At 65.8% G+C, this 26648-nt stretch carries 25 protein-coding genes and 1 pseudogene; 18 read left to right on the top strand and 8 right to left on the bottom strand.

Annotated elements, in window-relative coordinates:
* The first annotated feature begins 40 nt into the window (after positions 1–40).
* Positions 41–481, top strand: coding sequence for an HNH endonuclease (locus ACP6CK_RS29860; RefSeq protein WP_426960232.1), 441 nt, complete (start codon positions 41–43; stop codon positions 479–481).
* A gap of 18 nt (positions 482–499) precedes the next feature.
* Here the strand turns inward: ACP6CK_RS29860 and ACP6CK_RS29855 are convergent, their stop codons facing one another.
* Together ACP6CK_RS29855 and ACP6CK_RS29850 are read right to left on the bottom strand one after the other, a co-directional pair.
* Complete coding sequence (locus ACP6CK_RS29855) at positions 500–868, bottom strand: hypothetical protein (protein ID WP_426960231.1); 369 nt, start codon at positions 866–868, stop codon at positions 500–502.
* The gene (locus tag ACP6CK_RS29850; RefSeq protein WP_426960310.1) at positions 868–1530 is read right to left on the bottom strand and encodes a ParA family protein; all 663 of its coding nucleotides are present in this window, start codon (positions 1528–1530) and stop codon (positions 868–870) included. The genes ACP6CK_RS29855 and ACP6CK_RS29850 overlap by 1 nt, the downstream gene beginning before the upstream one ends.
* Positions 1531–2786: 1256 nt before the next feature.
* Here ACP6CK_RS29850 and ACP6CK_RS29845 point away from each other — a divergent pair.
* Positions 2787–3155, top strand: a pseudogene (locus ACP6CK_RS29845) (MobA/MobL family protein); the annotation flags it as partial.
* A gap of 379 nt (positions 3156–3534) precedes the next feature.
* On the opposite strand, the gene ACP6CK_RS29840 reads toward ACP6CK_RS29845, so the two are convergent.
* Positions 3535–4443, bottom strand: a complete 909-nt coding sequence (locus ACP6CK_RS29840; protein WP_426960229.1) for a replication protein RepA — start codon at positions 4441–4443, stop codon at positions 3535–3537.
* 467 nt (positions 4444–4910) lie between these two features.
* Between ACP6CK_RS29840 and ACP6CK_RS29835 the strand changes: the two genes are divergently transcribed.
* From ACP6CK_RS29835 to ACP6CK_RS29805, 7 genes are all read left to right on the top strand, one after another.
* Positions 4911–5924: a tyrosine-type recombinase/integrase gene (locus ACP6CK_RS29835; protein ID WP_426960037.1), complete on the top strand. Its 1014-nt coding sequence runs from the start codon at positions 4911–4913 to the stop codon at positions 5922–5924.
* Between the two features lie 71 nt (positions 5925–5995).
* Positions 5996–6604, top strand: coding sequence for a hypothetical protein (locus ACP6CK_RS29830; protein ID WP_426960038.1), 609 nt, complete (start codon positions 5996–5998; stop codon positions 6602–6604).
* Positions 6597–7466 (top strand): segregation and condensation protein A, encoded by an 870-nt coding sequence (locus tag ACP6CK_RS29825; RefSeq protein ID WP_426960228.1) that lies wholly within the window; start codon positions 6597–6599, stop codon positions 7464–7466. The genes ACP6CK_RS29830 and ACP6CK_RS29825 overlap by 8 nt, the downstream gene beginning before the upstream one ends.
* An 89-nt stretch (positions 7467–7555) precedes the next feature.
* Positions 7556–7747, top strand: a complete 192-nt coding sequence (locus tag ACP6CK_RS29820) for a hypothetical protein (protein ID WP_426960227.1) — start codon at positions 7556–7558, stop codon at positions 7745–7747.
* Positions 7748–11281 carry a tetratricopeptide repeat protein gene (locus tag ACP6CK_RS29815; RefSeq protein ID WP_426960226.1) on the top strand — a complete coding sequence of 1178 codons (3534 nt, stop codon included), beginning with the start codon at positions 7748–7750 and terminating at the stop codon, positions 11279–11281.
* A gap of 1135 nt (positions 11282–12416) precedes the next feature.
* Positions 12417–12542, top strand: a complete 126-nt coding sequence (locus tag ACP6CK_RS29810; RefSeq protein ID WP_426960224.1) for a hypothetical protein — start codon at positions 12417–12419, stop codon at positions 12540–12542.
* A gap of 161 nt (positions 12543–12703) precedes the next feature.
* Entirely contained in the window at positions 12704–13558 is an 855-nt protein-coding gene (locus ACP6CK_RS29805) for a transglutaminase-like domain-containing protein (protein ID WP_426960223.1), read from the top strand.
* A 164-nt stretch (positions 13559–13722) separates the two neighbouring features.
* On the opposite strand, the gene ACP6CK_RS29800 is transcribed toward ACP6CK_RS29805, so the two are convergent.
* Both ACP6CK_RS29800 and ACP6CK_RS29795 read right to left on the bottom strand, forming a co-directional pair.
* Positions 13723–13866 (bottom strand): hypothetical protein, encoded by a 144-nt coding sequence (locus tag ACP6CK_RS29800; RefSeq protein WP_426960222.1) that lies wholly within the window; start codon positions 13864–13866, stop codon positions 13723–13725.
* 657 nt (positions 13867–14523) lie between these two features.
* Positions 14524–14742, bottom strand: a complete 219-nt coding sequence (locus tag ACP6CK_RS29795) for a hypothetical protein (RefSeq protein ID WP_426960221.1) — start codon at positions 14740–14742, stop codon at positions 14524–14526.
* A gap of 397 nt (positions 14743–15139) precedes the next feature.
* Between ACP6CK_RS29795 and ACP6CK_RS29790 the strand changes: the two genes are divergently transcribed.
* Complete coding sequence (locus ACP6CK_RS29790; protein ID WP_426960220.1) at positions 15140–15676, top strand: hypothetical protein; 537 nt, start codon at positions 15140–15142, stop codon at positions 15674–15676.
* A 394-nt stretch (positions 15677–16070) separates the two neighbouring features.
* On the opposite strand, the gene ACP6CK_RS29785 is transcribed toward ACP6CK_RS29790, so the two are convergent.
* Positions 16071–16412: a helix-turn-helix domain-containing protein gene (locus tag ACP6CK_RS29785; protein ID WP_426960308.1), complete on the bottom strand. Its 342-nt coding sequence runs from the start codon at positions 16410–16412 to the stop codon at positions 16071–16073.
* Between the two features lie 1073 nt (positions 16413–17485).
* On the opposite strand from ACP6CK_RS29785, the gene ACP6CK_RS29780 reads away from it, so the two are divergent.
* Complete coding sequence (locus tag ACP6CK_RS29780; RefSeq protein ID WP_426960219.1) at positions 17486–18118, top strand: PEP-CTERM sorting domain-containing protein; 633 nt, start codon at positions 17486–17488, stop codon at positions 18116–18118.
* Between the two features lie 860 nt (positions 18119–18978).
* Here the strand turns inward: ACP6CK_RS29780 and ACP6CK_RS29775 are convergent.
* Positions 18979–19320, bottom strand: coding sequence for a helix-turn-helix domain-containing protein (locus tag ACP6CK_RS29775; protein ID WP_426960306.1), 342 nt, complete (start codon positions 19318–19320; stop codon positions 18979–18981).
* A 2032-nt stretch (positions 19321–21352) separates the two neighbouring features.
* On the opposite strand from ACP6CK_RS29775, the gene ACP6CK_RS29770 reads away from it, so the two are divergent.
* Both ACP6CK_RS29770 and ACP6CK_RS29765 read left to right on the top strand, forming a co-directional pair.
* Positions 21353–21553 (top strand): hypothetical protein, encoded by a 201-nt coding sequence (locus tag ACP6CK_RS29770; RefSeq protein WP_426960218.1) that lies wholly within the window; start codon positions 21353–21355, stop codon positions 21551–21553.
* 135 nt (positions 21554–21688) lie between these two features.
* Positions 21689–22009, top strand: coding sequence for a DUF6894 family protein (locus ACP6CK_RS29765; protein ID WP_426960216.1), 321 nt, complete (start codon positions 21689–21691; stop codon positions 22007–22009).
* On the opposite strand, the gene ACP6CK_RS29760 is transcribed toward ACP6CK_RS29765, so the two are convergent.
* Complete coding sequence (locus ACP6CK_RS29760) at positions 21958–22242, bottom strand: DUF6894 family protein (protein WP_426960214.1); 285 nt, start codon at positions 22240–22242, stop codon at positions 21958–21960. The two genes, ACP6CK_RS29765 and ACP6CK_RS29760, sit on opposite strands and share 52 nt — an antisense overlap.
* Positions 22243–22499: 257 nt before the next feature.
* Between ACP6CK_RS29760 and ACP6CK_RS29755 the strand changes: the two genes are divergently transcribed.
* From ACP6CK_RS29755 to istB, 5 genes are all read left to right on the top strand, one after another.
* Positions 22500–23450, top strand: coding sequence for a Crp/Fnr family transcriptional regulator (locus tag ACP6CK_RS29755; RefSeq protein ID WP_426960212.1), 951 nt, complete (start codon positions 22500–22502; stop codon positions 23448–23450).
* Positions 23451–23650: 200 nt separating this feature from the next.
* Positions 23651–24034 carry a hypothetical protein gene (locus ACP6CK_RS29750; RefSeq protein ID WP_426960210.1) on the top strand — a complete coding sequence of 128 codons (384 nt, stop codon included), beginning with the start codon at positions 23651–23653 and terminating at the stop codon, positions 24032–24034.
* A gap of 50 nt (positions 24035–24084) precedes the next feature.
* A protein-coding gene (locus tag ACP6CK_RS29745) for an IS3 family transposase (RefSeq protein ID WP_426960208.1) occupies positions 24085–25256 on the top strand; the annotation gives its coding sequence in 2 pieces (ribosomal slippage) (positions 24085–24352 and positions 24352–25256; 1173 coding nt in all).
* A 37-nt stretch (positions 25257–25293) separates the two neighbouring features.
* The gene (locus ACP6CK_RS29740; protein WP_426960206.1) at positions 25294–25578 is read left to right on the top strand and encodes a Mu transposase domain-containing protein; all 285 of its coding nucleotides are present in this window, start codon (positions 25294–25296) and stop codon (positions 25576–25578) included.
* Positions 25575–26438, top strand: a complete 864-nt coding sequence (gene istB / locus ACP6CK_RS29735; protein WP_426954139.1) for an IS21-like element helper ATPase IstB — start codon at positions 25575–25577, stop codon at positions 26436–26438. The genes ACP6CK_RS29740 and istB overlap by 4 nt, the downstream gene beginning before the upstream one ends.
* The last annotated feature ends 210 nt before the right edge of the window (positions 26439–26648 follow it).

Raw genomic sequence — 26648 nt, 5'->3', positions numbered from 1 at the left:
TCGGACGCGCCGGGTCAGTATGCCTGGAGCGGGAACTGCCATGGATCGCATGTCCGCTTCCTGCATCGCCGCTGCAGGAAGCGGACCGGCTGTTATCCGCCAGATCTGGCCATGGCGGCTTTGCGCCCTTCCCTGCCAAGCTCAACTGGGGCCAGCAGACCGTGGCATCCGCGGCTCTGCTAAGCGGGTAGCGCCAAGTGGAACACCCGCTTCGATCGTCAACGCATTTCTGCGGACGCTGGAGTGGACGCGGGTCCGCGACGAAGCGTTACGGGCCAGCGATGGGCGGTGCGAGCTCTGCGGCCGGGGCAAGCAGGACGGCGTTCGCCTCAACGTCGACCATGTCCGGCCTCGGCGGACGCATCCCCACCTGGCCCTCGATGTGCGGAATCTCCAGGTGCTGGACGACGCCTGGAATGCCGAGAAAGGCAACCGCTTCGAAGATGACTGGCGGCCAGCCAATCATCCGCACCGCAGCTGATATGACGTCGGACGTCAGTCAGTCATACGTCCGACGTCGGCGCTGCGGCTGCAGTTCTGACGGCGGGACCGCGTAGCCCGCCTCGTGGAACACGCGGGCGACAAGGCGGCGGAGACCCCCCTCGCCTTCCGCGGCCTGCGCCAGCATCTTCGCGAACGGCTTCGACGCCTTGAACGACATCATGAGCACCGGCTCGGCAGGTTGCCGTACAACGGGCTCGGGGGCGGGAGCCGGTGGAGGAGGCGTGACGACAGGCGGTGGCGGTGAGGTTGGGATCAGCGTTGAGGCGATCGGCGCCAGGGCCTCGGCCAATTCCTTGCTCGACGGCCGGGCGGGCGGTGCCCCCCCCTCCCCCGGCTCGGCGATCTTCTTCGGCTTGAACGACATCAGGCAGCCTTCGCCTTCTTGGTGGGCTTGGCGGGTACAGCACCAAGGCCGATCAGCTCCGCGATCATCTTCTCCGTCTGCTGGGCGATCTTCCCAGTCGTCGGCACCCGTCCGGACAGGGTCAGCTTTCCGAAGTCGGAGAGATCCGCAAAGAAAGCGTCCAGCACGGGGGCGTTGGCCGCCTCTAGGTCCGCCAGCACGGCGCGCTCCACTAGGCCCTTCGCGTTCCACCGTGCCCTCACCAGGGCGACGGGGATCTCCCGGCGGCTCGCCTTCGCGAAGCTGCCGACCTGACGGACCATGCGCATGGCTTCCACGGCGCTCGCCCTGTCGGGCATGACCGGCACAAGGACGTAGTCAGCGGTACCGGCGGCAAAGGCGGCGGTGGTGTTGCCGAACCCCGCGGTGTCGATCAGCACCACGTCATGGTCAGCCGCCTGAGCCTGGGCCTGATCCACGATTTCGTCTTGGCGCACCTCCGCCATGCAGTCGAACGGTGCCCCCTCATAGATGCCATGCCACTGGGCGAAGCAGGCATTCGGGTCGGCGTCGATGACGGCCACCCGGTAGCCCATGGCCGCCAGCGTGGCGGACAGGGTCATCGTCAGGGAGGACTTCGCTGTGCCCCCCTTCCCTGACGCCACAGTGATTATACGCCCCATATCCATCCCCTATCGTACGGTATGACCGTAAGTCTGTCCCCTCGTAGGACGATAGGACGCGCCGGACGGTTGGATCAACCATCTAAGGCCGACCGTCGTACGGCTGACCGGCGGACTGTCGTTCGGGCCACACCGTCATGTGGTAGGACGGTCGGACGCGCGGACCGTATGACGAGATTCTGCCCGAGGATCTGCGTATCACGGTTTGAACAGTCGGACGGTCGCATCGGTGAACGCCAGGCAAGCCAAACTGTGGGGGGCACGGCGAGGCGGTGATCAGGACCGAGAAGCACAGACTTTGGAGCGCTTCGGCCAGCGTCATCTCGTCGATCACACGGGAGCTGCGTCGGACGGAAAGTACGGTCGGACGTCATGCTGGTAAGACGGTCAGGATGTCGGACGGTACGCCCTTCTCCTGGTCAAACTAGGACCGGAGGAGTGACGCTGTCCGCACTCTGCCGCGTCCACGGGCATCAGGACGCGTCGGCGTCTAGTGTCTGCGTCATACCGTTATTTCGGTTGGACGGGTCATACCGGAGTGACGGTGAGACAGTCAGCATGGAACACGGTATGACCTGTAAGACCTGAAGAGACGTCAGTCGGCGTTACGTCGGACCGTCCGCATCCGGGTGAAGGGCGGTTGGACGGCCAGTCCATCATACTGTCATACGGTCCGGCTGTCAGACGGCGGGCGCGCCTGGCGTCGCCAATCCCTCAGCCCCAGAACCGATGCTCAATCGTTGTGGCGGTATGTCCAACCGAACGACACTCTTACCGTAGGCCGTGCCCCGGTATGACAGGATGCGGTAAGTGGGCCATACCGAGATACCGTCCGCTCGTCGGACGGTAAAACCTGTCACGCCGATACGGCCCGGTCTCACGTCTTACCGTGTAGCCCGACGGACCATCGGACCGTACTGTCGTCCTACCATTGGACATCATACCGACCCGGCCCCAGCATAAACGCGGCACAAATACATCATCTCCAGTTGACAGTGTGGCGCGCCCGCACCGACAAGGTTCGTAAGAACCTGTAACTGCACCTTTAGAGCCTTCCTACTACTATGCCCGAAGCGGGCTTTTATCGAAGTGAGTTCAAGAACGACTCCCGGCGGTCTTCTCTTTCGCCGGAGGCTACCACTGCTTACCCGTCGGGCTCAAAGACTGTCGTAAGCCAGAGCCCAATCCGCAACATTGCCTACCGCTCCGGTTCGCCGCTGTTCGACGAAAAGGAGTAGACCGCCCACGACTATCGGAACCGGGCACGCCACATCATCGAGCGCAGTACCATCTGGGCCCCGGCATACTCCCCGTCCTGGGCCACGGATCGCCAACGCCTGTGGACGGAGGCGCTCAAGCTCGAAACGCGGAAGAACGCCCGGTGGATGAAGGAGAACATCCTCACCCTCGATTACGGGCTGAACCTCGAACAGCGCTGGGAGGCGGTGGAGCGATACGCCCGGGAGCAATTCGTGAGCCGGGGCATCATCGTGGACGCCTCGATGCACCGCTATGGCAGGAAGCTGGAAAAGAAAGATGAGGATTCCGGGGAGCTGATGGCCGAGTGGAAGGCCACAAGCAGCAGCCGGCTTCGGCGGCTCGCGTGGCGAGCACAAGATCGCTGACGGAACGGAAGGGAGCGAATACAGCGGACGGTGCAGTATCTCTGAATAGACCTGTAGCTGCACGGGCCTTCTGGGGGGTCAGCACCCGTCCCCTCCTCAGGGCCTTAAAGCGCCCAACAGTTCGCACTCCCGCTGGACCAGTTTCCGCGGTTAAGACCATCGGACATCAGCGACCGACGTCACTCTCACTCAATGCTTGTTCTACTTGCCTTCGCAGCTAAAAGGGCAGGGGAGGGCGCGCCCCCAAACTCCAAACTTGAGGCGCCAGGTATCCGCCTCACCGGTGACGGCTCGGAAGCGGTCCCGAAAATCGCCTTAGCCATCGGAAAACGTGGAATCTGTGGGCAGGCCTACCGCGCCGCTCGCTACCGCGTGGATTCTATGGGCGGGGGAGTTTCCGGACCGCCGGGCGCGACGGGTGCAGGATCAACCCCTCCTCAGTTGCCGTTACCCGTGCGTCCGGATAGGCGGCCAGCGCGATCGCCAAGCATTCAAGGAAGTGCTCCCTGAACCGGCGGAGTCGGCTGAAGGCGGCCCCGAACTGGGCGTGAAGGGACAGCCAGGTGATAGAGGTGTCCTGAGTTAGGACATGGAGCCGATAGGCCAGCCAGATGTAGACGTCGAGTACCATGGACCGGGCGCCGATTGCCCTAAGCGCCGCCTCGCTGACCGGGACGGGGTGTTCCCGCAGCGCCCGGTAGAAATCCTCGTCGAGCAGCACGCGGTCTTGCCACAACGACGGCTGATCGCTGAGGGTGGCCGTCATGCTGATCTCGGTCTTCACGAAGCCGCCCCGACTCTTGATCTGCGCGCCTGCCCGGTCAGCGAAGAAGGTCAGGGAGCAGCCGGAGATCCGCGCCGCTTGCTGGTTGACCATTTTATAGGTCGTACCGCCGATCGAGAGGCCCATAGACCCCAACCAGACGCGCATGGACCGGCCCAGCTCGACTTCTCGGGAGCTGGTCCGGATGGCTTCGCTTTGTAGAAACAGCAGGATAAAGCGAGCATAGGAGCCGTAGGGCAGGCCGATGGGCTTGCCAGCACGGTCGCGTCCACTCTCCATGAGCATCGTCAGGTTGTGGCCTTCGCGGCGCCAGACGGTCTCGGACTGCGGCTTGTGGGGCAGGCTGGTCAGGGCGAACCCGCTGTAGGTGAAGCCCATCTTCTCAGCGTCGTCGGACAGCACCTGAAAGGCGGTGTCCACCAAGGCTCTTTCGTGCTTCGTCACAGCTTGCCGCCGTGCTTCTTCTACTCCGTGCAGCAGGATGAGCTGGTGGACTTCGGCCATGGCTCTCTGAATGCCACTTCTTCTTCAACAGGTGCAATTTGGAGTCTCTGGGCACAGACAATTTGAAAGCTATTTGAAGGGACTATTAGTATGTGCCCCCAGACTCCGCGGGACGACTCCGGGATTCGCCCCCAGGCCCCACGGCGCAGCGCCCATAGGCTCCACGGGGTAAGTGCCGGGCCTGTGGATGGCAGGTTGGGCTGGCCAGCGACTCGGTACGTCCGGCAGGACCAGCGGCCACGACCCGGCCAAAGCGTCCCCGGCTCAGTCCAGGTCCTGCCAATGCGCCACTAACATTCCGCCCGGAGCACCTCGTGGGGGCCTGTCAACGCCAGAGCCCGCCTTTAATCACACGCGGTAATCTCCCCTTACCGCGTCCCTCGCGGGGGTTGCCCCAATTGGGAACGGGCGGCACTCTGGGCCGTGTCAGGGCCGATGCGGGGGCGTCGGCTGAAGGGGGTTCAGAGATGGACGGCGGAGACGCTGCGCGGGGAGGGGAGCGACGTCTGGTCGTGCCCGCCGCGCCGGTCGGGGGTGAGCTGGCTCCCCGCCTGGCCGAGGCGATCGAGGCGGCCAAGGCCTATGCCCGCCGGGCGCTCGCCCCCGAGACGCTGCGGGCCTACCGCACCGACCTCGCCGACTTCGAGGCCTGGTGCCTCGCCCACCGCACCGCCCCCCTCCCGGCCGCCCCCGGCACCGTCGCCGCCTACCTCGCCGCCCTCGCCCCCACCCACTCCCGCTCGGCGCTCGACCGCCGCCTCGCCGCCATCGGCCACGCCCACCGGGTGCGGGGCCTCGACTGGACCCCGGGCCACCCGGCCATCCGCACGACGCTCCAGGGCATCGCCCGCCTGCACGGCTCCCGCGTGCGCCAGGCCGCGGCCCTCACCTCGGCCGAGCTCCGCCGGCTGGTTGCCACCTGCGACGCCGGCCTCACCGGCTGCCGCGATCGTGCGCTGCTGCTGCTCGGCTTCGCCGGCGCGTTGCGCCGCTCCGAGCTGGTCGGCGTCGACCGTGAGCACCTGCGCCTCTCGGGCGAGGGGCTCCGCCTCCTGCTGCCCCGCTCCAAGACCGACCAGGCCGGGGAGGGGGTGGAGCTCGGCATCCCCCGCGGCAGGAAGCGCGAGACCTGTCCCGTGCGCGCCGTCGAGGCCTGGATCGAGGCGGGGGACGTCCGCTTCGGGCCGCTCTTCACCCGCATCGACCGATGGGGCCGGCTCGGCCACGACCGGCTCTCGCCCGACGGGGTGCGTCAGATCCTGCTCAGGCGGGCTGCCGTGGCCAAGGTCACGGTCGACGCCGGCGAGCGTCTCTCGCCGCACGGGCTGCGGGCGGGCTTCGTGACCGAGGCCTACGGGGCCGGGGCGCGCGACGAGGAGGTGATGGGCCACTCCCGCCACAAGGACCTCCGGACCATGCGCGGCTACGTCCGGCGCGCGAAGCTCGTCACCACCAGCCCGGTGAAGCTGCTCGACCTGTGACCCGACCAGGGCAGGGGAGGGAGGACCGCGAGGGCGCCGGAGGAGGAGACGCCCCGGAGACCGGCGCGGCGGTGGTCACCGACGTCCTCGCGCTCGCCAGCCCGGACTGGCTGTTCCACCACCTCGACGTGACCGGGCCGGCGGAGGACCTCGCCCTGTTCCGGCTCGCGGCAGCCGGACCGGGGGTGATCCCCTGGACCCACGGACGGGCCGGGGAGGAGGAGGACCTGTTCCACCTCCTCGCCGCGCCACCCCGGGGCGAGCGGGTCCTCTCGCTCCAGGGGTGCCGGATCGTCGCCTCCGGGCTCCGGGCGGCGCTGGAGAGGGCGGACGAGCGGGTCCGCGCGGCGGTGAGCCGCCCGGGTGGGCCGGTGCTCTTCGACCTGCACCGGCTCGTCCCGGTGCCGGCCGAGGTGCTGCGCCTCGGGCCCGGGCACCCGGACGCGCTGCGCTGGCTCTGGACGCACTGGGGCACGACCTGGCCCCTGCGGCACGTCGCGCACCGGGCCGAGGCAAGGGGATCGGGCGGGAGGGGCAGGGGAGGGGACCTGGCCGCCTCCGCCCGTCTGTCGCTCGCCTTCTGGTCGGCGGACTGGACGCCCTGGGCGGCACTCCAGCAGGTGCGCGAGACCTGGCCGGCGCTCTCCGTCTCCGTCCGACCCCACTACGACGATGGCTGAGGCGGACGGCGGCGGAGACGCGCAGGCCGCCGAGGAGGAGGGGTGGGAGGTCGCCCGCAGCGGCACGCCGCCCGGGCGCGAGGCGCTCCACCTCGACCTCCGGGGCTATGCCGGGCCGCTCGACCTGCTCCTCGATCTCGTCCGGGCCGGGCGGGTCGACATCGGCGCGATCTCGATCCTCGATCTCGCGGCGCAGTTCCAGGCGGCAGTGGAGCGGGGCATCACGCGGCGGGACGTGCCGCTGTCCCGGCTCGGGGACTGGCTGGTCGCGGCGGCGAACCTCGCCCTGCTGCGCTCGCGCCTGCTCCTGCCGGCGGACAGCCGAGAGGGCCAGGAAGCTCGGCAGGAGGCGGAGGCCCTCCGCCGCCAACTCGCGGACCGGGCGGCTGTCGCGGCGCTCTCAGACTGGCTCACGCGGAGACCAACCCTCGGGCGAGAGGTGTTCGCGCGCGGTGCGCCGGACGAGGCGCATGGGGCAGCGGAGGGGAGGGGAGCGCCGGCGGTCGCAGACCTGACGACGCTGCTGCGGGTCTGCCTGGAACTGATGCGCCGGCCCGAGCGCGTGCCGGCTTATCAACCCACCCCGCCGGACATCTGGCGCCCGCCAGCGGCCTCAGACCGCATCCGGCGCATGTTGGGAGAGTTCGACGCTGCCGGTGAAGCGGGTGCGCTGCCGCTCGAGACCTTCCTCCCGCCATGCGAAGCGATGCGCACCCTTCTGCAGCGACGGGCAGCCGTCGCCTCTACCCTTGTCGCCGGTCTCGAACTCGCGCGCGACGAAGAAGTCCGGCTGGAGCAGCTTGAGGCGTTCGGGAACATCACCCTTAGCAGTGCAGCACTAGCCTACGTGCGGGTCGCGTGAGGAACTCTCCCCTACGACCCAGGCATTACCGAATCGAACTTGGTGAGCCTCGATGGGCTGATAGAGGGCGCGACGGGCACTTGCGCTAATTGCTGCTCGCGAAGAAGCTCAACGAACACCCGGGTGTAGCGAGCGACATGGATCTGGCGGCCTTTTTGAAGGTGCTCAGCGCGCTCAGCATCACCGGGTCCTTGAACGCCTGGTTCGGCGGGCATTTTGGTGGCGTCCTTCTGCCAGGGTCGCGCTTTGCCTCTGCGGTCCCCTACGTAGCCGCCCACTGAGTGACCATCCCGCCGCATCAGACTGCTTCGGTTGGTGGAATTGGCAATACGGTCGTGCAGATCGTGGGGGACAGCAACGCGGTCACCTTCGCCGGTGCGACGGCGGCATTGCGGCTGCGCGGCTACGGGGAGGCGGCGTTCTCCGCAGCGCCAGCCACCACCGGCCGCCGTGGTGATCCTGGCTATACTGCCACGGGGCGGCGCGAGACCCGGCTGCTCAGCCCTTACAACACCGCAAGTCTGCCGCTGCAGGGTCGCACCGACCTTCTCGGGGGACTGCAGGGCTGGCTCAATACAGGCGAGTCTCTCTCCATCCAAGCTCTCGTCGGGGCAGGCGGGCGGGGCAAGACGCGGTTGGCTGTGGAGCTCGCGAGCTGGGCACGGGAGCGGGGCTGGACCGCAGGTTTTGCCCGGCGCGAAGACCTGGACATCTTCCTCCGCGGGGGATGCCGGACGGAGTGGGATGCACCCACCCTCGTAGTGGTGGACTATGCTGCCGCCAAGAGCCGCGCGGTCGCCTCCTGGCTGCGCAACCTCGTGCACGATGCCGAGCGCGCCCCTGCGGACGCTCCGCTCCGGCTGCTGCTGCTGGAGCGCATGGGCGAGGGCGCAGCCTGGTGGCGCGAAGTGTTCAGTGGTGCTGATCTCGAAGCCGATTCCGTGCGGGATCACCTCACCCGTGGTGCGCCGTTGACCCTGGGGCCGCTGGCGAGGCCAGAGGAGCGGCATGCTGTGTTCGCCGCCGCCTTCGGGCAGGCCAGCGAAACGCCAGTGCCGGCTCCCTCTGCCATTCTTGATGAGACACTTGCTCGCGCCAGCCTGGGAGGTGAGCCGCTGTTCCTGGCCATGTTCGGCTTGATTGCGGCCCGCCAGGGGCTCGGCGCCGCTCAGGCCCTGCCGGCCGATCAGATCGCTTTCGATCTCGCTGGACAGGAACTGGACCGCATCGGCCGAGTCTGGGCGGCACGCGGCCTGCGCCTGGACGCGGGGGACGAACGCCCCCTGCACGCGCACCTCGCTGCCGTCGTGGCCCTCTGCGAGGGGCTGGATGAGGTGGGCGCGCATGATACGATCGAGAGGGAGTCCAGAGCGCTGCACCAGGCCATTGCGCCCGGCACGACGGAGGCGGCGCGGGCGGCCCTGTACGCGGCTTTGCCGAGGGAGGCGGGCGGGATCGCTGCGATCCAGCCCGACATCCTGGCCGAGGCGGCGATGATCCTGGCCTGGAAGGGGCTGCCCGATGCGGGGGTGGAGGTTGTCCGCCGGGCCGCGACCAACCCGGCGCGGCGCGACGCGGTGCGGCGCAGTGTCATCCGGGCCTGCCAGGACTTCCTCATCCGTGGTCAGCGTCAGCCGCTGGCCTGGCTCGACGCGCTCCAAGCCGATGCGGCCGACCTCCAGTCACTGCTGTCGCTCTCCGATGCCATGCCGACCGCCACGCTCGAACTGCGCGAGACAGCGTTGGAATTGGTCGAGCGGATCATCGAGATCGTCCGGGCCCTACCCGGCTGGGAGGGGCGCGATGCCTTCCTCGCCACCTCGCTCAACAACCTCTCGGTCCGCCTCTCCCATCTCGGCCAGCGCGAGGCCGCGCTGCAGGCCAGCGAGGAGGCGACATCCACCAATCGACAGCTTGCCGCGGCGAACCTCAACGCCTTCCTCCCCGAACTCGCCACCTCGCTCAACAACCTGTCGGCCCACCTTTCCGCCCTCGGCCGGCGGGAGGACGCTCTGCAGGCCAGCGAGGAAGCGGTCGCGATCCGACGCCGGCTCGCCGTGGCGTACCCCGACGCCTTCCTCCCGGAACTCGCTACCTCGCTCCACAACCTGTCGAGCTGCCTCGCCGCCCTCGGCCGTCGGGAGGACGCCCTGCAGGCCAGCGAGGAAGCGGTCGCGATCCGACGCCAGCTCGCCGCAGCGCGCCCCGACACCTTCCTCCCCGACCTCGCTCAGTCGCTCATCAATCTGTCGAGCTGCCTCACCGACCTCGGCCGCCGCGAGGAGGCCCTGCAGACCATCGAGGCGGCGGTGTCCGCCCACCGCCAGCTCGCTGCAGCACGCCCCGACGCCTTTCTCCCCGACCTCGCCACCTCGCTCAACAACCTGTCGAACTGCCTCGCCGCCCTCGGTCGTCGCGAGTGCGCCCTGCAGGCCAGCGAGGAAGCGGTCGCCATTCGGCGTCAGCTTGCCGCGGCGCGCCCCGACACCTTCCTCCCCGACCTCGCCACCTCGCTACACAACCTGTCAATCTGCTTCGCCGACCTCGGCCGTCGCGAGGACGCCCTGGAGGTTAGCGAGGAGGCGCTCGCGATCCGGCGCCAGCTCGCCGCGGCGCATCCCGACACATACCTCCCCGACCTCGCCACCTCGTATAATACCTTGTCGAACTGCCTCGCCGACCTCGGCCGTCGCGAGGACGCCCTGCAGGCCAGCGAGGAAGCGGTGGCCACCCACCGACAACTCGCCGCAACGCGACCCGACGCCTTCCTTCACGAACTCGCCGGCTCGGTTGACACCTTGTCGAACCGGCTCTCCGCCCTCGGCCGGCGTGAGGACGCCCTGCAGGCCAGCGAGGAGGCGGTGTCCGCCTACCGCCAGCTCGCAGCGACGCACCCCGACGCCTTCCTCCCCGACCTTGCCATTTCGCTCAACAACCTTTCGGTCCACCTCTCCGCCATCGGCTGGCGTGAGGGCGCCCTGCAGACCAGCGCGGAAGCGGTCGCCATCCGGCGCCAGCTCGCCGCAGCGCGTCCTGACGCCTTTCTTCCCCACCTCGCCTCCTCACTCAACAACCTGTCGGGCTGCCTCCGCAGCCTCGGCCATCGCGAAGACGCCCTGCAGGCCAGCGAGGAGGCGGTGTCCACCTATCGACAGCTCGCCGCAGCGCGCCCTGATGCCTTTCTTCCCAACCTCGGCTCCTCCTGCGGAATGCGCGGGCAGATCTTGCTCGGCTTGGATGATCAGGCGGCAGCTCGCAGCTTCGCCGAGGGCATCACGGCCTTGCGCGACCCCTTCCTGACCCTCCCGGCTGCCTTTGCACCGCTGATGCAAGCGCTGTGTCAAGGCTACATTGGCGCTTGTGAGGCGTCGGATGCGCAGCCCAACATGGAGTTGCTCGCGCCTATCATTGCTGGCTTACAGCAACCCACAGTCCAGGAGACGGAGATGGACAGCAAGCTGGTTGAGATCGCGCTCGGTGCGGTCGTGGGCACGCTGACCAAGGCGGCAGCCGAGCCCGCCCTCAGCGCAGGTCGCAAGGTCTGGGACTGGGCGAAGACGAAGCTGACGGGACCGCAGGCCACGATGGCGACAGCGTTGGAGCAGGCTCCGGAGGACCCCGGCACGCCAGACGGCATCAGCAGCTTGCTGAAGTCCATCCTACACCGCGACCCGGCTGCAGTGGAGGAACTGAAGAAATTACTTGGCGGTGATGCGGGCATAACCACGGTGACCCAGACCGCTAATGTCAGCGGCGTCAGCAACACGGTCGCGCAGATCTCGGGGAGCGGTAACACTGTTACTGGGGGGCCGTAGGACGTAGCGCCATGCAGCGCTAAGCCACGGAGGTGAACCCCTCGCCGCATCAGACCGCTGCTGTGGGTGGAACCGGCCACACACTCGTGCAGATTGTGGGCGACGGGAATACGGTCAGCCTCCCGGGTGCGACCGCGGCACTGCGGCTGCGCGGCTATGAGGAGCCAGCCCTCTCCGAGGCACCTTTCAATCCGCGTCCTATGCGCCGAATGCGATTTCCGAACGCATAGGCGCCCGTAAGTTCATGAATTGCCGGTGGGATCTCGCAGCCGTCTCAGTCTCACGTGAGACTGTGTAGGACAGTGTCTCACAGGTTCCGGGAGACCTCACCGACCAGCGTTAGGTGAGGCTTCAGCCCCAGGATGCAGCTTCGCCCCGTCTTGGGATCGGCGCTGCTGCCTAGCGGCGCCAGACGGTCGTCACCCCAGCTCGGGGGCTCCTCTGGGCCTCTCGGTCGAGGGCAGTAAGTGCGTCTTTCTCACAGGGAAGGCGGAGCATGGTGTTAGACCGGTTCTCGCGCACGAGCCGACGAACATGCTGAACGGGTCCGGCTTGTTTGTAGAGGGCGGCTAGCAGCTCAGTCAGGAGTTCATCCGCGACATCCAGACCACGGGCTTGAGCGTGGTCTGCTAGGTCATGGATTGCATCAATCGTCTGATCCAGGTCTACACCGAGATGAGAGTGACTTCGCTCAACGCCCGGCATGGTTATGGACCTCCTGCGCCTCATCCGAATGCTACGGTGGCGAAAGGGAAGAATCGAACGTAAGTTGTAAAAAACGGCCTTCTTTGAGGATCTTTGTTTATGGCTTTGTTCATCCTTCTGAGACCATGCTTGGCAATCGAGATCTCCTGCCATTTGCAACAAATTCGATGGTAAAATAATTGTGAGGTCTCCGTTGATCACAACGGAATCGTTGCGATGCAGGTAAGTGAACCGGTGGGGATTCGATCGGCTGTGAGGACCCATGTTGCACCACCCACCCTCATCTCCGGCGCCAAGCGATGGTGACCTGCGAACCATGATCACAGCCTCCCTAGAGGCCCTGCTCAACCGGCGCCGGACAACAGAGGATCGCCTGGCGATGCTCCGAGACCTCCGATTGGAGCTTCGCCAAGCCATGGAGAATGCTCCGTTGGCCCAGTTCACCAGCGATGATGTCGAGTTCCGCGCACGTCTTGCCACGATCTGCGATGCGGAGTTCGTGCGCGTAGAAGCCCTGTTCTCGGCCAATGCGCAGCCTTTGACTGGCCTTCGATAGTCGCTGGGCTGCGTCCTTAGCGGTCCGAGCAGATGCCTCCTCCCGCAGGCGCCGGGAGGCTGTCATGCAGGATCAGCGAATGCTTTGGACCGTAGGCGGACCTATCTGCGGCCTTCAGCGTGAGGGTGTTCCCGCGCAGTAGGGATCAGAGACACGCTTCGATGCGCTACAAGGTCCAGTGCGAGCTCGGCTACGAGGTCACAGCGGAGGAGGGCTCTCCCTTCGTCTTCAACATCGAGGCGCAGCAGGGTGGGCGTCAGGCGGTGGTGGAGGAGCGGCTCACCTTTTCCCAGGATCTCACCCCCGAGCGGTTCACCATGCCCGAGAGCGGCAACCGCTACCTCCGCGTCCATGCCGGGAAGGGTGATCTGACCGTGCGCTACGAGGCGACGGTCGAACTGTCGCCCGAGAAGGCCGTGCCCGCCGCGGTGGCGGAAGTGCCCCCCGGCCGCCTGCCGTTGGAGGTACTGACCCACACCCTGCCCAGCCGCTACGTCGAATCCGATCTGCTGCAGGGGTTCGCACTGAAGGAGTTCGGTGGGTTGCCGGGGGGCTATGACCGTGTCGTGGCCGTCTGCAACTGGATCTATGACCACATCGACTACACCGCGGGCAGCAGCGACGAGCACACTTCGGCCCGTGACACGCTCGTGCAGCGGGAAGGCGTGTGCCGGGACTTCGCGCATCTCGCCATTGCTTTCCTCCGCGGCCTCGGCATCCCGGCGCGCTTCGTCAGCGCCTACGCCTGGCGCCTCTCGCCGCCCGACTTCCACGCCGTGGTCGAGGCTTGGCTGGAGGGGCCGGAGGGCGGCGCCTGGTTCATGTTCGACCCCACGCGCAAGGCGGCGGCGGACGGGATGGTCCGGATGGGCGTCGGCCGCGACGCTGCCGAGGTGGCCTTCTGCACCCCCTACGGCGCGGTGAACTGCGGTAAGCCTGAGGTCTCGATTGAGGCCCTGACCCGCGACGGGGACGCGGATCTGACAACCGCGGCGGTGACGCTCGCCACTGTCTGAAGAGACACCGAGGCTGCCGCCCAACGCCCTCAGTTGGCGTTACCTCTACGGAACCGGCGTGAGATCCACCGTGCAGTCAGTCCTATGGGCCACCGCCACCTTACTCGCCACGCTGGCGACGACCGTCGCCTACACGGCGCAGCAGCTCCCGTAGGCGGCCGGGTCTATGCCCGCTGCAGCGTGATGGTGCAGGGGCGCGGGAACGGGCCGCTCTGCGTGGTCCAGTTCTGCACACCTTCTAAGGTCGTCGCGTTGCCGGCCAGCCGCCCCGTGTAGCGTGAGGTGTAGCTGCCGCTGTTGCCTGACATGGCGCCGACTTGCCCCTCCAGCGTCACCGACCCATCCGCGCCAACCCGCCCTTCGCTCACCTCGCCTCGGCCGGCCGAATGTCCCATCCGGTTCTGGACATCTCGCTGAAACCGCGCGACGCCGTTGGACACTGTGAGGGTGATGGGGAACCGGCCTGCACCAGAGAGCCCTGGGATCACACCGCAGCGCATCTCGCCGGCCCATCGAGCGTCTTGCGCATTGCCCTGCGCTCCTATCTGCGGCGCGCTGGGCGGTGATACCTGAGCTGCGACCGGCCGGGCCGGCTGGGCTGTGCTCTGTGGCGCACCCTGCTGTCCCTCAGCACAGGCAGCAGCGATCAGAGGAAGGGCAAGGAGCAGGTGGCGCATGTGGGTCTCTTCGTGACGCCACCGAGACTAAGGATGGTTCCGCATCAGCTACAAGCCGGGCGATCCACCTGGACGTGGCCCAAGCTGGCTTAGCGGCAGGGGCGGGCTCCCTTACAACCGGTCCCGGCCTGACCGCGCCCCCGAAGTAGCAGGGCAGCGGGAACGGCGGCTCTTGGCCAGCTACGTGTTCGCGTCCGGCGTTTAAGTCAGGTCCGCTGCCCGAGAGAGCCGCCGCCCCATCCACCGCTCTGGGCTGGGGTACCGCGATCTAGAGCGAGAGGGAGGCCATCAAGTACGTCCCACCGCCCGATCGGCACCTCGAGACCTAGCGATCCGTTCCAGCAGCGCCGTGGCGCATTGCCTCACCTCATTCAAGTCCGACGGGTCGTCCGCATCTGCCTGCAGGTCCTGGGCCGCATCGCTACCCTGCGCGATGAACACGAGGAGCGATGCGATCTCTTCCAGGTCGGCCTGCGGTAACCGAGCAACCACGGCCGCGAAGGCCATCTCGAGGACACGAAGTCTCGTCGGTATCGACGCGATCTCATCAGCGAATAGGTGCGGTGCTGGCCCAGGCATGCAGGTCACTCCGTTCAGGATCACAACAAGTTTGACGAAACATCGAAATTAACACAACCTATGGTAGCAGAAAACTGAAGCGGTCGGCTAAGCTGGAGACAGCGTCATGCCGATGTGCAGGACGCACCGATGCAACGCCCCCGCGCAGCTCACCAGAACGGCCGCGAGGCGCTCCGTCACCGGGTCCGTGAGGGCGGAGAGGGGAGACGCAGTTGGTGCTCGAGGGTGGGGGAGTGAGATTGTCCTGGCTACTCCACCAAGCATTGGTTCGAAAGCTTGGGGAGGGGGAGCTGTGAGCCGAGCAAGGGATCTCTCGCGGTGTGCGGTGTGGGCGCTGATAACTGCCCTCGCCGCCTTGTTGCCGTCGACTACACAAGCCAACCTCATACTGCCCGACGAGGACGAGATCGTTGTCGAAGTCAGCCTCATATACGAGCGCGTCCGACATAGCTTTTCTGATGTCATCTCGGCGCGTGCCCGCGGGCGCGCCGACCTGCCTACACCCCACGGTCGCCTACTGGTCACGGTGGTCTGTCAGAATGACGGCATTCACAGCCATCCAGACAGCCGCGTTCCAAATGGCGCACCGCATCTGAGCATCGAATTGCAAGGCAACGAGTTCGATATCCGCAGAGGGGCGGGCGCGGCCGAGGTCACGCGGATTGCACGGCGAGACGACGATAGTTCGCCAACTTCGGAGGATGTCTCGGTCGCCGGACGGAGGCTCATCGCGCCCACCTTAAGCCTCACCGCTATCCCGTCATCGATGACATTTCTTATCTACTTGCGAGATCGGACCCCTTTGATCTTCACGATCACCGGCTTCCGCGAACATCTGCCGCTCGTGATGGAACATTGCTGACGCTCGGCTCGAGACCACTCCTCAAAGGCTTCCTGCCCAGCGATGATTGATCGCTGGTCATGCGGCCGTGCTTGTCCTGCTAGAATGATTGCTGCTGTAAGAACTGCGCACCGCCCCGACGTTGGAGAAGTCGTTGCAAATCACGTAATGAAAGGCTTGGCGTCGGCCGGGCTGCGGCGGCGTGGATGGGACACGCGGCTTTTCGGCTCAGTGCGCCTCGCTCGGGGCAAGTGAGCCGGAAGGTGGGTTGGTCGGTGGAGGACACCTGGCCGACCAAGCCGATCTCGAATTCGGCCCGTAGCGGCTTCTAAGGAGCCTTTTCTTCCCGCAGCGGCCAGACGTAGGGCGTGGGCAGCTTCCCGTGCTCGAGCCAGCTATCCACCACCCAGCGTGGTCAAGATCTGCGATCGAGTGCCCTGATGATGTCCTGCGCTGCTTGACGGATAGCCGCATCGTCGGCGTCCCTCACAGGGGCCGTTGTCGCATGCTGCATTTCACCCTGCCCGAGCAGAAGCCAGTCCAAGCTTAGATTCAGGACCTGATGCAGCTTACGAAAGACGGCGATTGGGGGCTCTGAGCGCCCTGCTTCGTATGAAGCATACGTCCCCTGAGGCAAGCTTAACTCGCTCGCTATTTGGTCCTGGGTCAGGCCTCTCCCAATACGAGCATCCGCCAAGCGGTTGGACCACTCAGGGCGATCCTTTAAAGATCTGCGATGACTTCGCCGTCGTTCCATCTTCGGCAGGATAACTCTGTTCGTATTCGATACCAGCGGGCTCACCCCTGCAGCTTCCCAACCCCTAGCGCCAGCAGCCCGGCGGCCGACAGCACGGCCGTAGGCGGTCCTTGGGTGCTCACTGGCCACCCTTCGGGTCGGCTGCTTGCTCCCGCGACAATAAGCGTCGCGCGACCTGGAGCAGATCCTTTCGTCCCTCAGGCGACAGATCTGTCCAGGTCCGCTCCAGCGCACGCCAACCCTGCAGGCCGGCGGCCCTGCTTGCGTCGAGCTTTGCCCCTGCCGCGTCGACGGTAGATGGGTCTGGCTGCTCAACGCGAACTGCCTGAACCCTGCTTAGAAATGCAGGAGTGCGCGTCTCCTTGGCCCCATTGCCGCCGTTCGAAGGTGAGGCCGCCGAGTGATGCCCGTTAAGCTGCACCCCCACGTTTGGCCCCTGTAGAAAGACGAGACCAGCAGCTGTGAAGGCCAGCTGTAGTGCCGCAAGTTCTTCCGGGTTCAGCTCAGCGCCTTGATCCTCAAGAAGCCGGATACGCTTCTCGGCAACGCTCGACTGCTGCGCAAGATAGCTGCGGGACCACCCGACCAGCGCACGAGCGGCACGGAACTGTCCTGGCGTCATAGCAAGACCTCCATAGCACGGTCGTCTGTCTGAACCTTGGCCGGTCAGGCATGGGCGTGGCAGTAGCGCGCCCGCGTCACTCGGGCCAACCTGTCGCCATGACACGACCACCGGACTTCTACTGGATCATCTGGTCCGACAATCTGCCCGAGGTGGCACGCTGGGATGAGGTCGCTGGCATCGGCGCGTGATCGCTGGTCGGCAACCCGGACGCGGCGGACGACGAGGTGGTGGTGCCAGTGAGCCGGGTCTAACCGGCAGTGCTCCCCCGTGCTGCGCTTTCGCATCTTTGTCCCATGTTGTTGTCCAGACTGGAGAACGTCTGTCGGACACGTTTACAGAATTCTCCAATCACACCCCTGAAGCTCGGTAGTCTGTTGAATTGACATAGTTCTGGTTCTTGGTACGTCAGTTGCGAAACGGTTGCGCCCACCAACGAAAGGATCTGCGGGTGCTACCATCAATCAGGCGTACTGCCGCCGCTGCACTGTTTTCCGCCTCTGCTGCTGTCGCTTCCGGATCCGCATCCGCAGCGCCGGTCATTCAGTTCGATATCGACGGGGCCCCAGCCTCCTCGGCGACAGCGAACGTCGGCGCAGGCGTCTGTGTCGGCTGCTTCGTTAACACGGCGATCTCTGGATCGCTCGACAACCAAGTGTTCTCGCTCGGCCAAGGGCAGAGCGAGACCTTCAACTTCTTCACCGTCACGGTCGGCGGCTTCTTCGCGGCTGCCGCGGTGAACGTCAGCGCGACCCTCGCTTTCGACCTACCCACCGGCATCAGCGTGCAAGGGAACGGATCGGGTGGTTTCGTGACCGTCTTCGGCGTCCTCAGCGGGGGGACACTCACATGGAACGACCTTCCTACCTCGGTGCTCCTTTCTGACGGCTCGGCGTTCAGCGTGGACTTCTCCGACATCGCCGCATTCGGGATCGGCAACTCCGCGACGGTGACCGCGACGGTCACGGCGACGACGGTAGCCGTGCCGGAGCCCGCCTCACTCGCCTTGTTCGGTGCTGGGCTGCTCGGGCTCGGCCTGACCCGGCGGATGCGGCGCTCGCACGGCGCCGACGTCCAAGCTTAGCTTGCGAGCTGACCTCAGGCGGGCGTTTCCGGCGTCCGCCTGGGACGCTGGAAACGTCGGCGGTATTGCGGGTTGCGCTCACCTGGCGCCATCGGCAGGGGTTGACCGGCGGCCTCTACCTAGCCGCCTCAGCCTTAGACGCTGGGGCTGCGCACGCGGGAGCACGGGATCATAGCTCGTCACCCGACGCACCAACGATGGACCGCCGAGACGTCTTGGGAGCGCATCGAGCCCGGCGCCCGGCTGACGATCTGCGCACGCGTCGGACAGATCCCGGGAAACGCGGAGCTGAGGGTGTTTCTTCGGGCCGGATTCCGGAGCTTCCACGTTCCGAACGCCTCGGCACGGTCATTGATCCTACAGGCGACTGACGGCGAAGTTTGGGAAGCCACACCGCCCACGCAGACCGAGGCGAGGGCTTGGCCTCTCAAGATCCGCACTGAGCAGAGATGGGTGGTGCGGCGGCAGTTGCGGCCGCCGGCAAGCTTGTTTCCGGATTAGGGAGCGAGCAGCGTAAGGGTATCGATATAGCATCATTCGCTCTATAGTTGTGGAGAGGACGCTCAGGAGCCGACCTTGCCAAAGACTATCGGTGACGCCCTCGAAGACATGAAGCGCGATGTGGCACGTTGGCGGCTTTCAGCTGCGAGGCTTGAGAAGGACGGACCAAGAGCCGACGTTCAGCTGCTGCGGCGTTGCATCGAAGATTGTGGGCTGGCCATCTCACGCTTGGAGAAGCAGGAAGCCGAGAAGGCCTAACAAGGGGCTGCGGGACTTGGCAGCCACTCGCTGCCCGTCCCGGCGTGATCTCGGGCCGTGTGGTCAGAATAGGCCGTTTCATCCTGCTGTCGGCAGCGAGATCAGGCCTTAAGATCGAGCACGCCGAGAATGTCTTGCGCTGCTTGGCGGATGACCCGGATGTCAGCCTCCTTCACAGGTGCGGTTGACGCATGCGGCACCGATCTCGGTCCGAGCAAAAGCCAGTCCAGACTAACTCCCAATGCGTCCGTCAGCTTGCACAGCACGACAAATGGTGGTTCCGAACGTCCCGTCTCGAAAGACGAGTACATCGTCTGGGACACGCCGATTTGCCGGGCCAACCGGTCCTGGGTCAGGCCTTTCGCAACCCGTGCTTCAACCAGGCGGTTGGACCACTCGGGGCGGTCCCCTAGTAGCTTGTGAAGATTTGGCCCGCGCCCCATGCTCAGGAGAATAGCGCCATTCTCATTCGGCACTAGCCGGATCAGGCCTGCAGCTTTCCAGTCCTGGCGCCAACAGCACGGGGGCCGACAGAGCGGGGGGGGGGGGGCCGACGCTCCTGGGGTTCTCCGACTTCTGAGGGAGCGCCGGGTACCATCCGGTGAAGGGGTCAGAAATCGTTACGCTGGACTACCGCTCTAGGTGAAGTTGCACTAAGCGTAACGAATGGACGACTGGCATTTCGTGGAAAGGGACACGATCGAAAGTGCTCCCAGGGACGGAACCACCATCGTTCTATGGCATCCGGACTGGCCAGGCCCCTGTGCAGGGCACTGGGTGCCGCCACAAACCGATGACCGGAGCTTTCTCTGGCCGGGCATGTGGAAGCGATTGGATGGGCGTCCACTGTCTCCGTGGCCTTCGCACTGGGAGCACCTTCCCGCGTCGTCGGAGAGCTAGAGCCTCACGGCTGCTCAGCCCCCGCACGTTCGATCCGCTGCCGCAGCGCCTGCTCCAGCGCAAGCCAACCCTGCACCCTGACGCCTGGTTCCCGGCCTGACCGCATCCCCGGGCATCACAGGGCAGCGGCGGCGGCGGCTGGCGTAGCTTAGTCTTTAGCGGTAGGACGTGCTCAGCGCGTGTCCGCAACGGTCAGACCCGAAGCCGCGGGCCCTGCTGCTCCTCTGGGATGAAGTGGATCGGAGGGGGCGCCTCGCGCTGACGCACGCCTGACCGGGAGTGCAGGGCGGCTAGGCCGGACGTCCACTGTGAGATGGCTCAGGAACGGAGCTCAGCTTGTGGCAGATGCATTCAAGCGGGTAGAGGCTCGCACCCGCGGTCAAGAAGATGCTCATCCGCGCAGGCCTGGAATGCGCTTTGGCCTTCTCACCATTCTGGACGAGGCCGAGCCGTACATGTGGCGTGGACGGGTATCGCGCCGTCGCTGGCATTGTGAGTGTGATTGCTCCCACACGACGATTGTGCGGGACGACTTCCTGCGAACCGGGCACACGCGAAGCTGCGGCTGTGAGAAGGTCGCGATGGCCAAGCTGGTCCACCGTGTTCACGGCCACCGAACCAAGGCACGATCTTCGCCGGAGTATGAGGCGTGGAGAGGACTTCTTGCCGCTGCCCGGCGTGGTGATGCAGCCGTGGTTCAGGCATGGCAAAAGCCCGGTCGAGGCTTCGAGGCCTTTCTCGGGGTGGTTGGGCCAAGACCCGGGCCGAAGCACCGGCTAGTCCGGCTGAACAAGCGGCGGCTATTCGGTCCCGGAAACACTGGATGGCGAGAGGATATCCCCCGGCGTGGGGTGCCTCGGCGATTTCTGGTGGTCGGAAATGCGCAACTCACGCTTAAGGAAGCCGCTGAGCGAGCAGGGGTGTCTTACAACACGTTGCAGAAGAGATTGGAGCGTGGATGGCCCGTCGCGGAGGCACTCAAACCGAGCCGAGGGTGAAGGCCCGGACCGGATGCCATTGATTCCGTCGGCCTGACCCGGGGCAAGGCGCCGACGCGGTGCAGTGTGCCTGCTTCACCACGCCCGTCGACATCGTAGGGTTGTCAGGGCGCCGAAGGTTCCGGGCATGGGCGGGACGTGGCTGTTGCTCCAGCGAGGGGTTGGGAAGTGGCGGCGCGGATAAGGCGCCACGCGCGCGGCCTGCACGGTGGCCTGTCGCAGTCGGATCTTCGGCTAGATCTGGTCGGGCCAAGGCTGAGGAAGCGGTAGTCCCCGCAGGTGGAACCGCTGGACAGCTCTCTCCAGCGAGCGGTCTCTGGTGATAGGCGCGCGTACACGGATCGCAGTTCTCTGTCCGCCGTGCCGGCCAAGCCCAGGTGGATGGTTCTTCAGACGCAACATGAGGAACGAGAAGAAAGCTCGCCCGGGGGCTTGACAAAGGGTTATCCCCGGAACGGTGGAAAAGCCTGTGGATGAATGGTCTATTCCCTTTTCATTCGAATGGCTTAGCGTCAGTTCGATGACGAATTGGAGGCAAGGATTGCGCGGTACTCGGTCGGGGTTAGAGGTTCCCGCCATGACGCTCGCCCCACGCCTTCAACCCGGCTTCTACTGGATCAGCTACGACGGCGGTGATCCGGAGATCGCACGCTGGGATGCTGAGGCCGAGGAGTGGCTGCTGACCGGCACCGACCTCGACGCCGATGCCGACGACGTAGAAGTTTTGGAGGGCCCTGTCCCTGACCCAGAGCGCAAGCCGAAGACCCCAACCAGATAGGCAGGGCAGCTGATGAGAAAGGCAAGGCGGATGCCCTGGCGCCCGATCGCAGCGATGTTCTTCGGCAGCCTGGCTTGGATGCTGCTGGTGTATATCGTGTCTCAGTGGGCACTAAAATAAAAACGACTGCCTAACGTGAGCGTTATCCGCGACGCAACCGCGGCACACGTCCATACCCAAGCTCCATTTTCACCTGAAGGACGGGACCAAGCTGAACGATCCGGACGGGACCGAGCTGGCAGCCTTGAGACCGTGCGGCGGGAAGCTCTTCAACGGCTCCCAGAGATGGCGTTGAGCCCGGCGGAGCAGCCCTGGGTCAATCACGTCTGGCAAGTGGACGTGACCGATGACGTCGGCCTCCTCCAGTTCTCGCTTATGCTGACCGGAACTGATGCGCCATCGGTTCACTCGTGGAGCGCAGTGGAAAGGCGACGGGTCGGCTCAGACAGGTCATAGTCGACCCATCGTGCGGCCATGGACAGGGTCGCAGTGAAGATCCGCCGTCCCGTCGCATCCCGAATATCGGTCGCGATGTCGCGGCAAGCCCCGTCCAGCATCACGTCCCTGACAAGATCTGAGAGGGCCTTGAGGGCCATCGCCCGGGCTGCGGTCGCGTCGGCGCAGTCCAGACCCTCTTCATCTCGCAGGAACAACTCGCCGTCGGTCGTGTCGAAGAAGAAGCGGGTCATGGCGGAATGCGATCACCAATCTGATTTCACCATCATTCGCATATTTTCTGACCGATAGGCGAAAAGACGACAGTCCATGGCCACCTTGGCTGGACCGATTCGGCGAAAAGCCCCGCCATGAAGCAACCATGTCACGAATTTGGCCCTGGATTCGCCTGCAGGGTTGTAGAGCTTCACTCCGAACTCATCCCAGGGTAGAAAAATAAGGTGGAATGATTCACTCTTTTGGCATCAGTCCAAATTTCGGTACAGCAATAATGGCCCTGCAGTTAAACGTCTTCCTGTTCGACGTGCCTGCCCGAGGTCAGCCGCCTGACGAACGGCACTGCCGAGCGTCGCGACAGCAATCCTTCTTCAGGGGTACGGAAGTGCTTTACGAGCCGACCGCGAGCTTCGAGCCGCATTCCCCTTTGCTGTCAGACAACGGCGAGGAGATCGCGTCAGCAGCGTTGGACACGCTCATGATCCCGGCTCGACGGCCCATCATCCGAGAGGGTGAGCGGCCCGAACACATCCACATGCTGCTGAGCGGGATGGCCTGCCGCTTCCGGGTTCAGCGCGATGGAAGCCGGCAGATCATCGCCTTCCTCTTCCCCGGCGATTTCTGTGACCTGCAGCTCTTCGGCAAGTCGGAGTACGCCGTCAGCGCCATGAATGTCTGCAAGGTCGCGCTCTTCTCACGCTCCCGCCTTGCCGACCTCGCGCAGCATGACGCATCCCTGGGGCTGGCGCTGCTCCGGGAGAGCGCCTGGGAGGCCAGCGCGACGCGTGAGTGGCTTGTCACGGCCGGGTTGGGCAAGGCCGAGCGGCAGATGGCTCACCTGTTCTGCGAGATCCATGCGCGCCTCGGGAACCGGGGCGAGACAGGCCCGATCACCTACTCCCTTCCGCTCACACAGGCCGATGTGGCGGACGCCCTGGGTCTCTCTCCGGTACACGTCAATCGCGTGCTCATGGTGCTCCGCAAGCGCGGCCTCGTGTCCTGGAGTGGGGGTGTGCTCAGCATCCTCGATCTCGCGGGTCTCGAAAACCTGGCGGAGTTCAACCCGGCGTACCTTCCCTCGCGGGAGCGCGCTGCTGCTACCAGGGTGGCGCTGCAAGACGCCCTGAGCCAGTCGCGCGTAGGAGGTGCAAATCAGGACAGCCATCAGCCTCACCCGATTGAGGCTGATATGGCGACGCGATGGGCGATGCCGGCAGCGGCTTGAGAGCAGGAAATGGGAGCGGGTGTTATCGTGAGGGGAGCAACCGTGGGGGACGACGTTATCGGCGTCCGCCTCCAGACCCCACCCGCACGCCTCGGAGGGTGAACGACAAGCTTTGGGAGCGGTTGCGGTCCTCAAGGACGGCAGATGCGCCACTCCAACCCTGTCCGTAACAAACGTTCGTCGGCAGCGTTCTGCGAACGATGTCCGACCTGTCCCTGACCCGCCGCCGCTTCATCAACATCCTGACCTCGCCGGCCTGTCAGAAGATCGACTTCTGGTGTGGCGGCATGCACGTCTCGGGCGCGGGTTTCACTCTCGTCGCCCATGCCCTCGGCCTGGGCGGCGTCCGCAAAGGGAAGGGCATCGGCATCTCGATCGAGAAGATGGAGAAGGGGGCCGCCGCCGCCTACGACCAGTTCATCAACGCTTTCGTGGTGCCGCGACGGAGTTGGGCCAGAACAGACGCCTTCGAACGGCTGGCAGTGGTGCACGAGGCGGTGCATGCCCTACGCGACATCCAGGGCCGTACGCTGACCTACGAGGGCAAGTCCTTCCGGCCGCGGGGTGCTGACCGTCCCCCGTAGAAGCGGTCCGCCGGTCATGTGACCCGGCGGGTGTTCTGAGGAGGCGGGGAATGGGTCGGAAGAGGACGCACACGCCGGAGGAGATGGTAGCGAAGCTGCGGCAGGTTGAGGTGCTGACAGCCCAGGGCAAGACGGTTTCCGAGGCGGTCCGGACGATCGGGGTGACGGACCAGACCTACTATCGCTGGCGCACCGAGTTTGGCGGCCTGAAGCTGGACCAGGTGAGGCGGCTCAAGGAGCTGGAGCGGGAGAATGCGCGGCTCCGGAAGGCGGTGTCGGACCTGACCTTGGACAAGGTGATCCTGAAAGAAGCGGCATCGGGAAAATACTGAGCCCCGCCCGTCGTCGCGCGGCAGTGGGGCATGTGATGCAGCAGCTCGGCGTGTCCGAGCGGAGAGCCTGTGCGGTGCTGGGGCAGCACCGCTCGACCCAGCGCAAGGTGTCGCGCGCACCGAGTGACGAGGCGGCGCTGACGGCGAGCATCGTCGATCTGGCCCGGCAGTACGGGCGTTACGGCTACCGACGGGTCACGGCGCTGCTGCGGGCCGAGGGTTGGGGCTGCAACCACAAGAGGGTGGAGCGGATCTGGCGCCGTGAGGGGCTGAAGGTCCCAGCCCGGCAGCCCAAGCGCGGGCGCTTGTGGCTGAACGATGGGTCCTGCATCCGGCTGCGCCCCGAGAGGCCGAACCACGTCTGGGCTTATGACTTCGTCGAGGACCGCACCCGGGATGGGCGAAAGTTCCGCATGCTGAACGTGGTGGATGAGTTCACCCGCGAGTGCCTGGCGATCCGGGTCGGGCGTCAGCTTAGGGCTGCCGACGTCATCGACGTGCTGTCCGACCTGTTCATCCTGCGCGGCACGCCGGGCCATGTTCGTTCAGACAATGGGCCCGAGTTCGCCGCCACCGCGGTGAGGAGCTGGATCAACGGTGTCGGCGCGAAGACGGCATTCATCGAGCCCGGCAGCCCGTGGGAGAACGGGTATGTCGAGAGCTTCAACGGCAAGCTGCGAGACGAGCTGCTCAACAGGGAGATGTTCAATACGCTGGCCGAGGCCAAGGTTCTGATCGAGCAATGGCGCTGCCACTACAACACCGTCCGGCCACACTCCTCGCTGCGCTACCAACCGCCGGCGCCAGAGGTCGTCCTGCTGCACCACCTGACGCTACCACCCGGCCACAGCCTCTCCAGCTCCAGCAGGGTCCTGCCCATGCGCCACTAACATCCCGCCCGGAGCACCTCGTGGGGGCTTGTCAAGCGTGCCCGACAGCACGCGCCGCCGCGCCGTCGAAGTGCACCTGCTCGCCGATGAGCTGCGCATCTTCGAGGAGAACCACTTGGTGGCGAGCCACCCGGTGCTCGAGGGCCGCGGGCATCGCCGGGTTGCTGGTGGGCACCGCCGGCCTCCGTCACCCGCCAGTCGTCCCGTAGGGGACGGCGGCCCGGTCCTCCCCATCCGCGCCGGCGAGACCGTCATGCGCCGGCCGCTCGCCTTCTACGCCGCCGTCGCCCGGCGTCTGGCCGAGGAGGGGACCCGCTCATGAGGGACGACGCTCCGGCCCCGGCTACCCTGGAGCGGGTGCGGCGCCATCTGGTCGGGCTGCGCATGCCGCGCGCGCTCGAGGTGCTCGACCATGTCGTCCGCCAGGTCGAGCGCGGGGAGATCGGCACGCTGGAGGCGGTCGATTCCTTGCTTGCCGAGGAGCTGACCCTGCGCGAGGGGCGCCGCATCAAGGCGGCGCTGCAGATGGCGCGCCTCGGCGTGGTCAAGACGCTGGCGAGCTTCGACTTCTCGTTCCAGCCATCCCTCGACCGCAACCGCATCCTGGCCCTGGCCGAACTCGACTTCATCCGCCGGCACGAAGTGGTGCATCTCCTCGGCCCGCCTGGGACCGGCAAGAGCCACCTGGCGGTCGCCCTCGGTGTCGAGGCAGTTCGGGCCGGTCACAGCGTCTACTTCGCCTCCCTCGCCGACATCGTCGCCTCGCTGGCCAGGGCCGAGCGGGAGGGGAGCCTGCGCGAGCGCATCCGGTTCCTGTGCCGGGCCTCGCTGCTCATCGTCGACGAGATCGGCTACCTGCCGATCACCTCCGGCAACGGCAACCTGTTCTTCCAGCTGGTCAACGCCCGCTACGAGCGCGGCGCCATGATCCTGACCTCCAACCGGGGCTTTGCCGAATGGGGCGAGGTGTTCGGCGACCCCGTCGTCGCCACCGCCTTGCTAGACCGGCTGCTGCACCACGCCGTGGTCGTCCAGATCGAGGGCTCGAGCTACCGCCTGCGCCAGCACGTCGACCTCGTGCCCGACGCCATGCGTATCCCAGCCGCGGCGCTCTCCCAGGTACCGCCGCGCCGGCGAGGCAGACCTCCCAAGGCCCGACCTGCAGAGCCGAACGCCACCTGACCACCCATCACCTGGGGAAATTTACTTCGGCACTTCTGAGGAGGATCCGGTCGGCGTTGACAGCTTGTTGCGGCGTGACGAGGCATTGCGGATCTCCTCCGCCACCCGGGCCACCGCTGCTTCAGCATCGATGGCGGAGTACTCCTGCCCAAGCATGTGCGCGTCCAGCCCCAGGCGATCCCACCGGGGAAATCTACCTCCGAGGACGCG

Source organism: Muricoccus radiodurans, assembly GCF_050154705.1.
Classification (GTDB): Bacteria; Pseudomonadota; Alphaproteobacteria; order Acetobacterales; family Acetobacteraceae; genus Roseomonas; species Roseomonas radiodurans.
This window is presented reverse-complemented; position numbering and strand designations above follow the sequence as displayed.

Coding starts and splice junctions, on each gene's coding strand:
- ACP6CK_RS29860 (WP_426960232.1), top strand. CDS start 41: ATGGATCGCATGTCCGCTTCCTGCATCGCCGCTGCAGGAAGCGGACCG.
- ACP6CK_RS29855 (WP_426960231.1), bottom strand. CDS start 868: ATGTCGTTCAAGCCGAAGAAGATCGCCGAGCCGGGGGAGGGGGGGGCA.
- ACP6CK_RS29850 (WP_426960310.1), bottom strand. CDS start 1,530: ATGGGGCGTATAATCACTGTGGCGTCAGGGAAGGGGGGCACAGCGAAG.
- ACP6CK_RS29840 (WP_426960229.1), bottom strand. CDS start 4,443: ATGGCCGAAGTCCACCAGCTCATCCTGCTGCACGGAGTAGAAGAAGCA.
- ACP6CK_RS29835 (WP_426960037.1), top strand. CDS start 4,911: ATGGACGGCGGAGACGCTGCGCGGGGAGGGGAGCGACGTCTGGTCGTG.
- ACP6CK_RS29825 (WP_426960228.1), top strand. CDS start 6,597: ATGGCTGAGGCGGACGGCGGCGGAGACGCGCAGGCCGCCGAGGAGGAG.
- ACP6CK_RS29805 (WP_426960223.1), top strand. CDS start 12,704: ATGCGCTACAAGGTCCAGTGCGAGCTCGGCTACGAGGTCACAGCGGAG.
- ACP6CK_RS29800 (WP_426960222.1), bottom strand. CDS start 13,866: ATGTCAGGCAACAGCGGCAGCTACACCTCACGCTACACGGGGCGGCTG.
- ACP6CK_RS29795 (WP_426960221.1), bottom strand. CDS start 14,742: ATGGCCTTCGCGGCCGTGGTTGCTCGGTTACCGCAGGCCGACCTGGAA.
- ACP6CK_RS29785 (WP_426960308.1), bottom strand. CDS start 16,412: ATGGAACGACGGCGAAGTCATCGCAGATCTTTAAAGGATCGCCCTGAG.
- ACP6CK_RS29775 (WP_426960306.1), bottom strand. CDS start 19,320: ATGGGGCGCGGGCCAAATCTTCACAAGCTACTAGGGGACCGCCCCGAG.
- ACP6CK_RS29770 (WP_426960218.1), top strand. CDS start 21,353: ATGACGCTCGCCCCACGCCTTCAACCCGGCTTCTACTGGATCAGCTAC.
- ACP6CK_RS29760 (WP_426960214.1), bottom strand. CDS start 22,242: ATGACCCGCTTCTTCTTCGACACGACCGACGGCGAGTTGTTCCTGCGA.
- ACP6CK_RS29755 (WP_426960212.1), top strand. CDS start 22,500: ATGGCCCTGCAGTTAAACGTCTTCCTGTTCGACGTGCCTGCCCGAGGT.
- ACP6CK_RS29750 (WP_426960210.1), top strand. CDS start 23,651: ATGTCCGACCTGTCCCTGACCCGCCGCCGCTTCATCAACATCCTGACC.
- istB (WP_426954139.1), top strand. CDS start 25,575: ATGAGGGACGACGCTCCGGCCCCGGCTACCCTGGAGCGGGTGCGGCGC.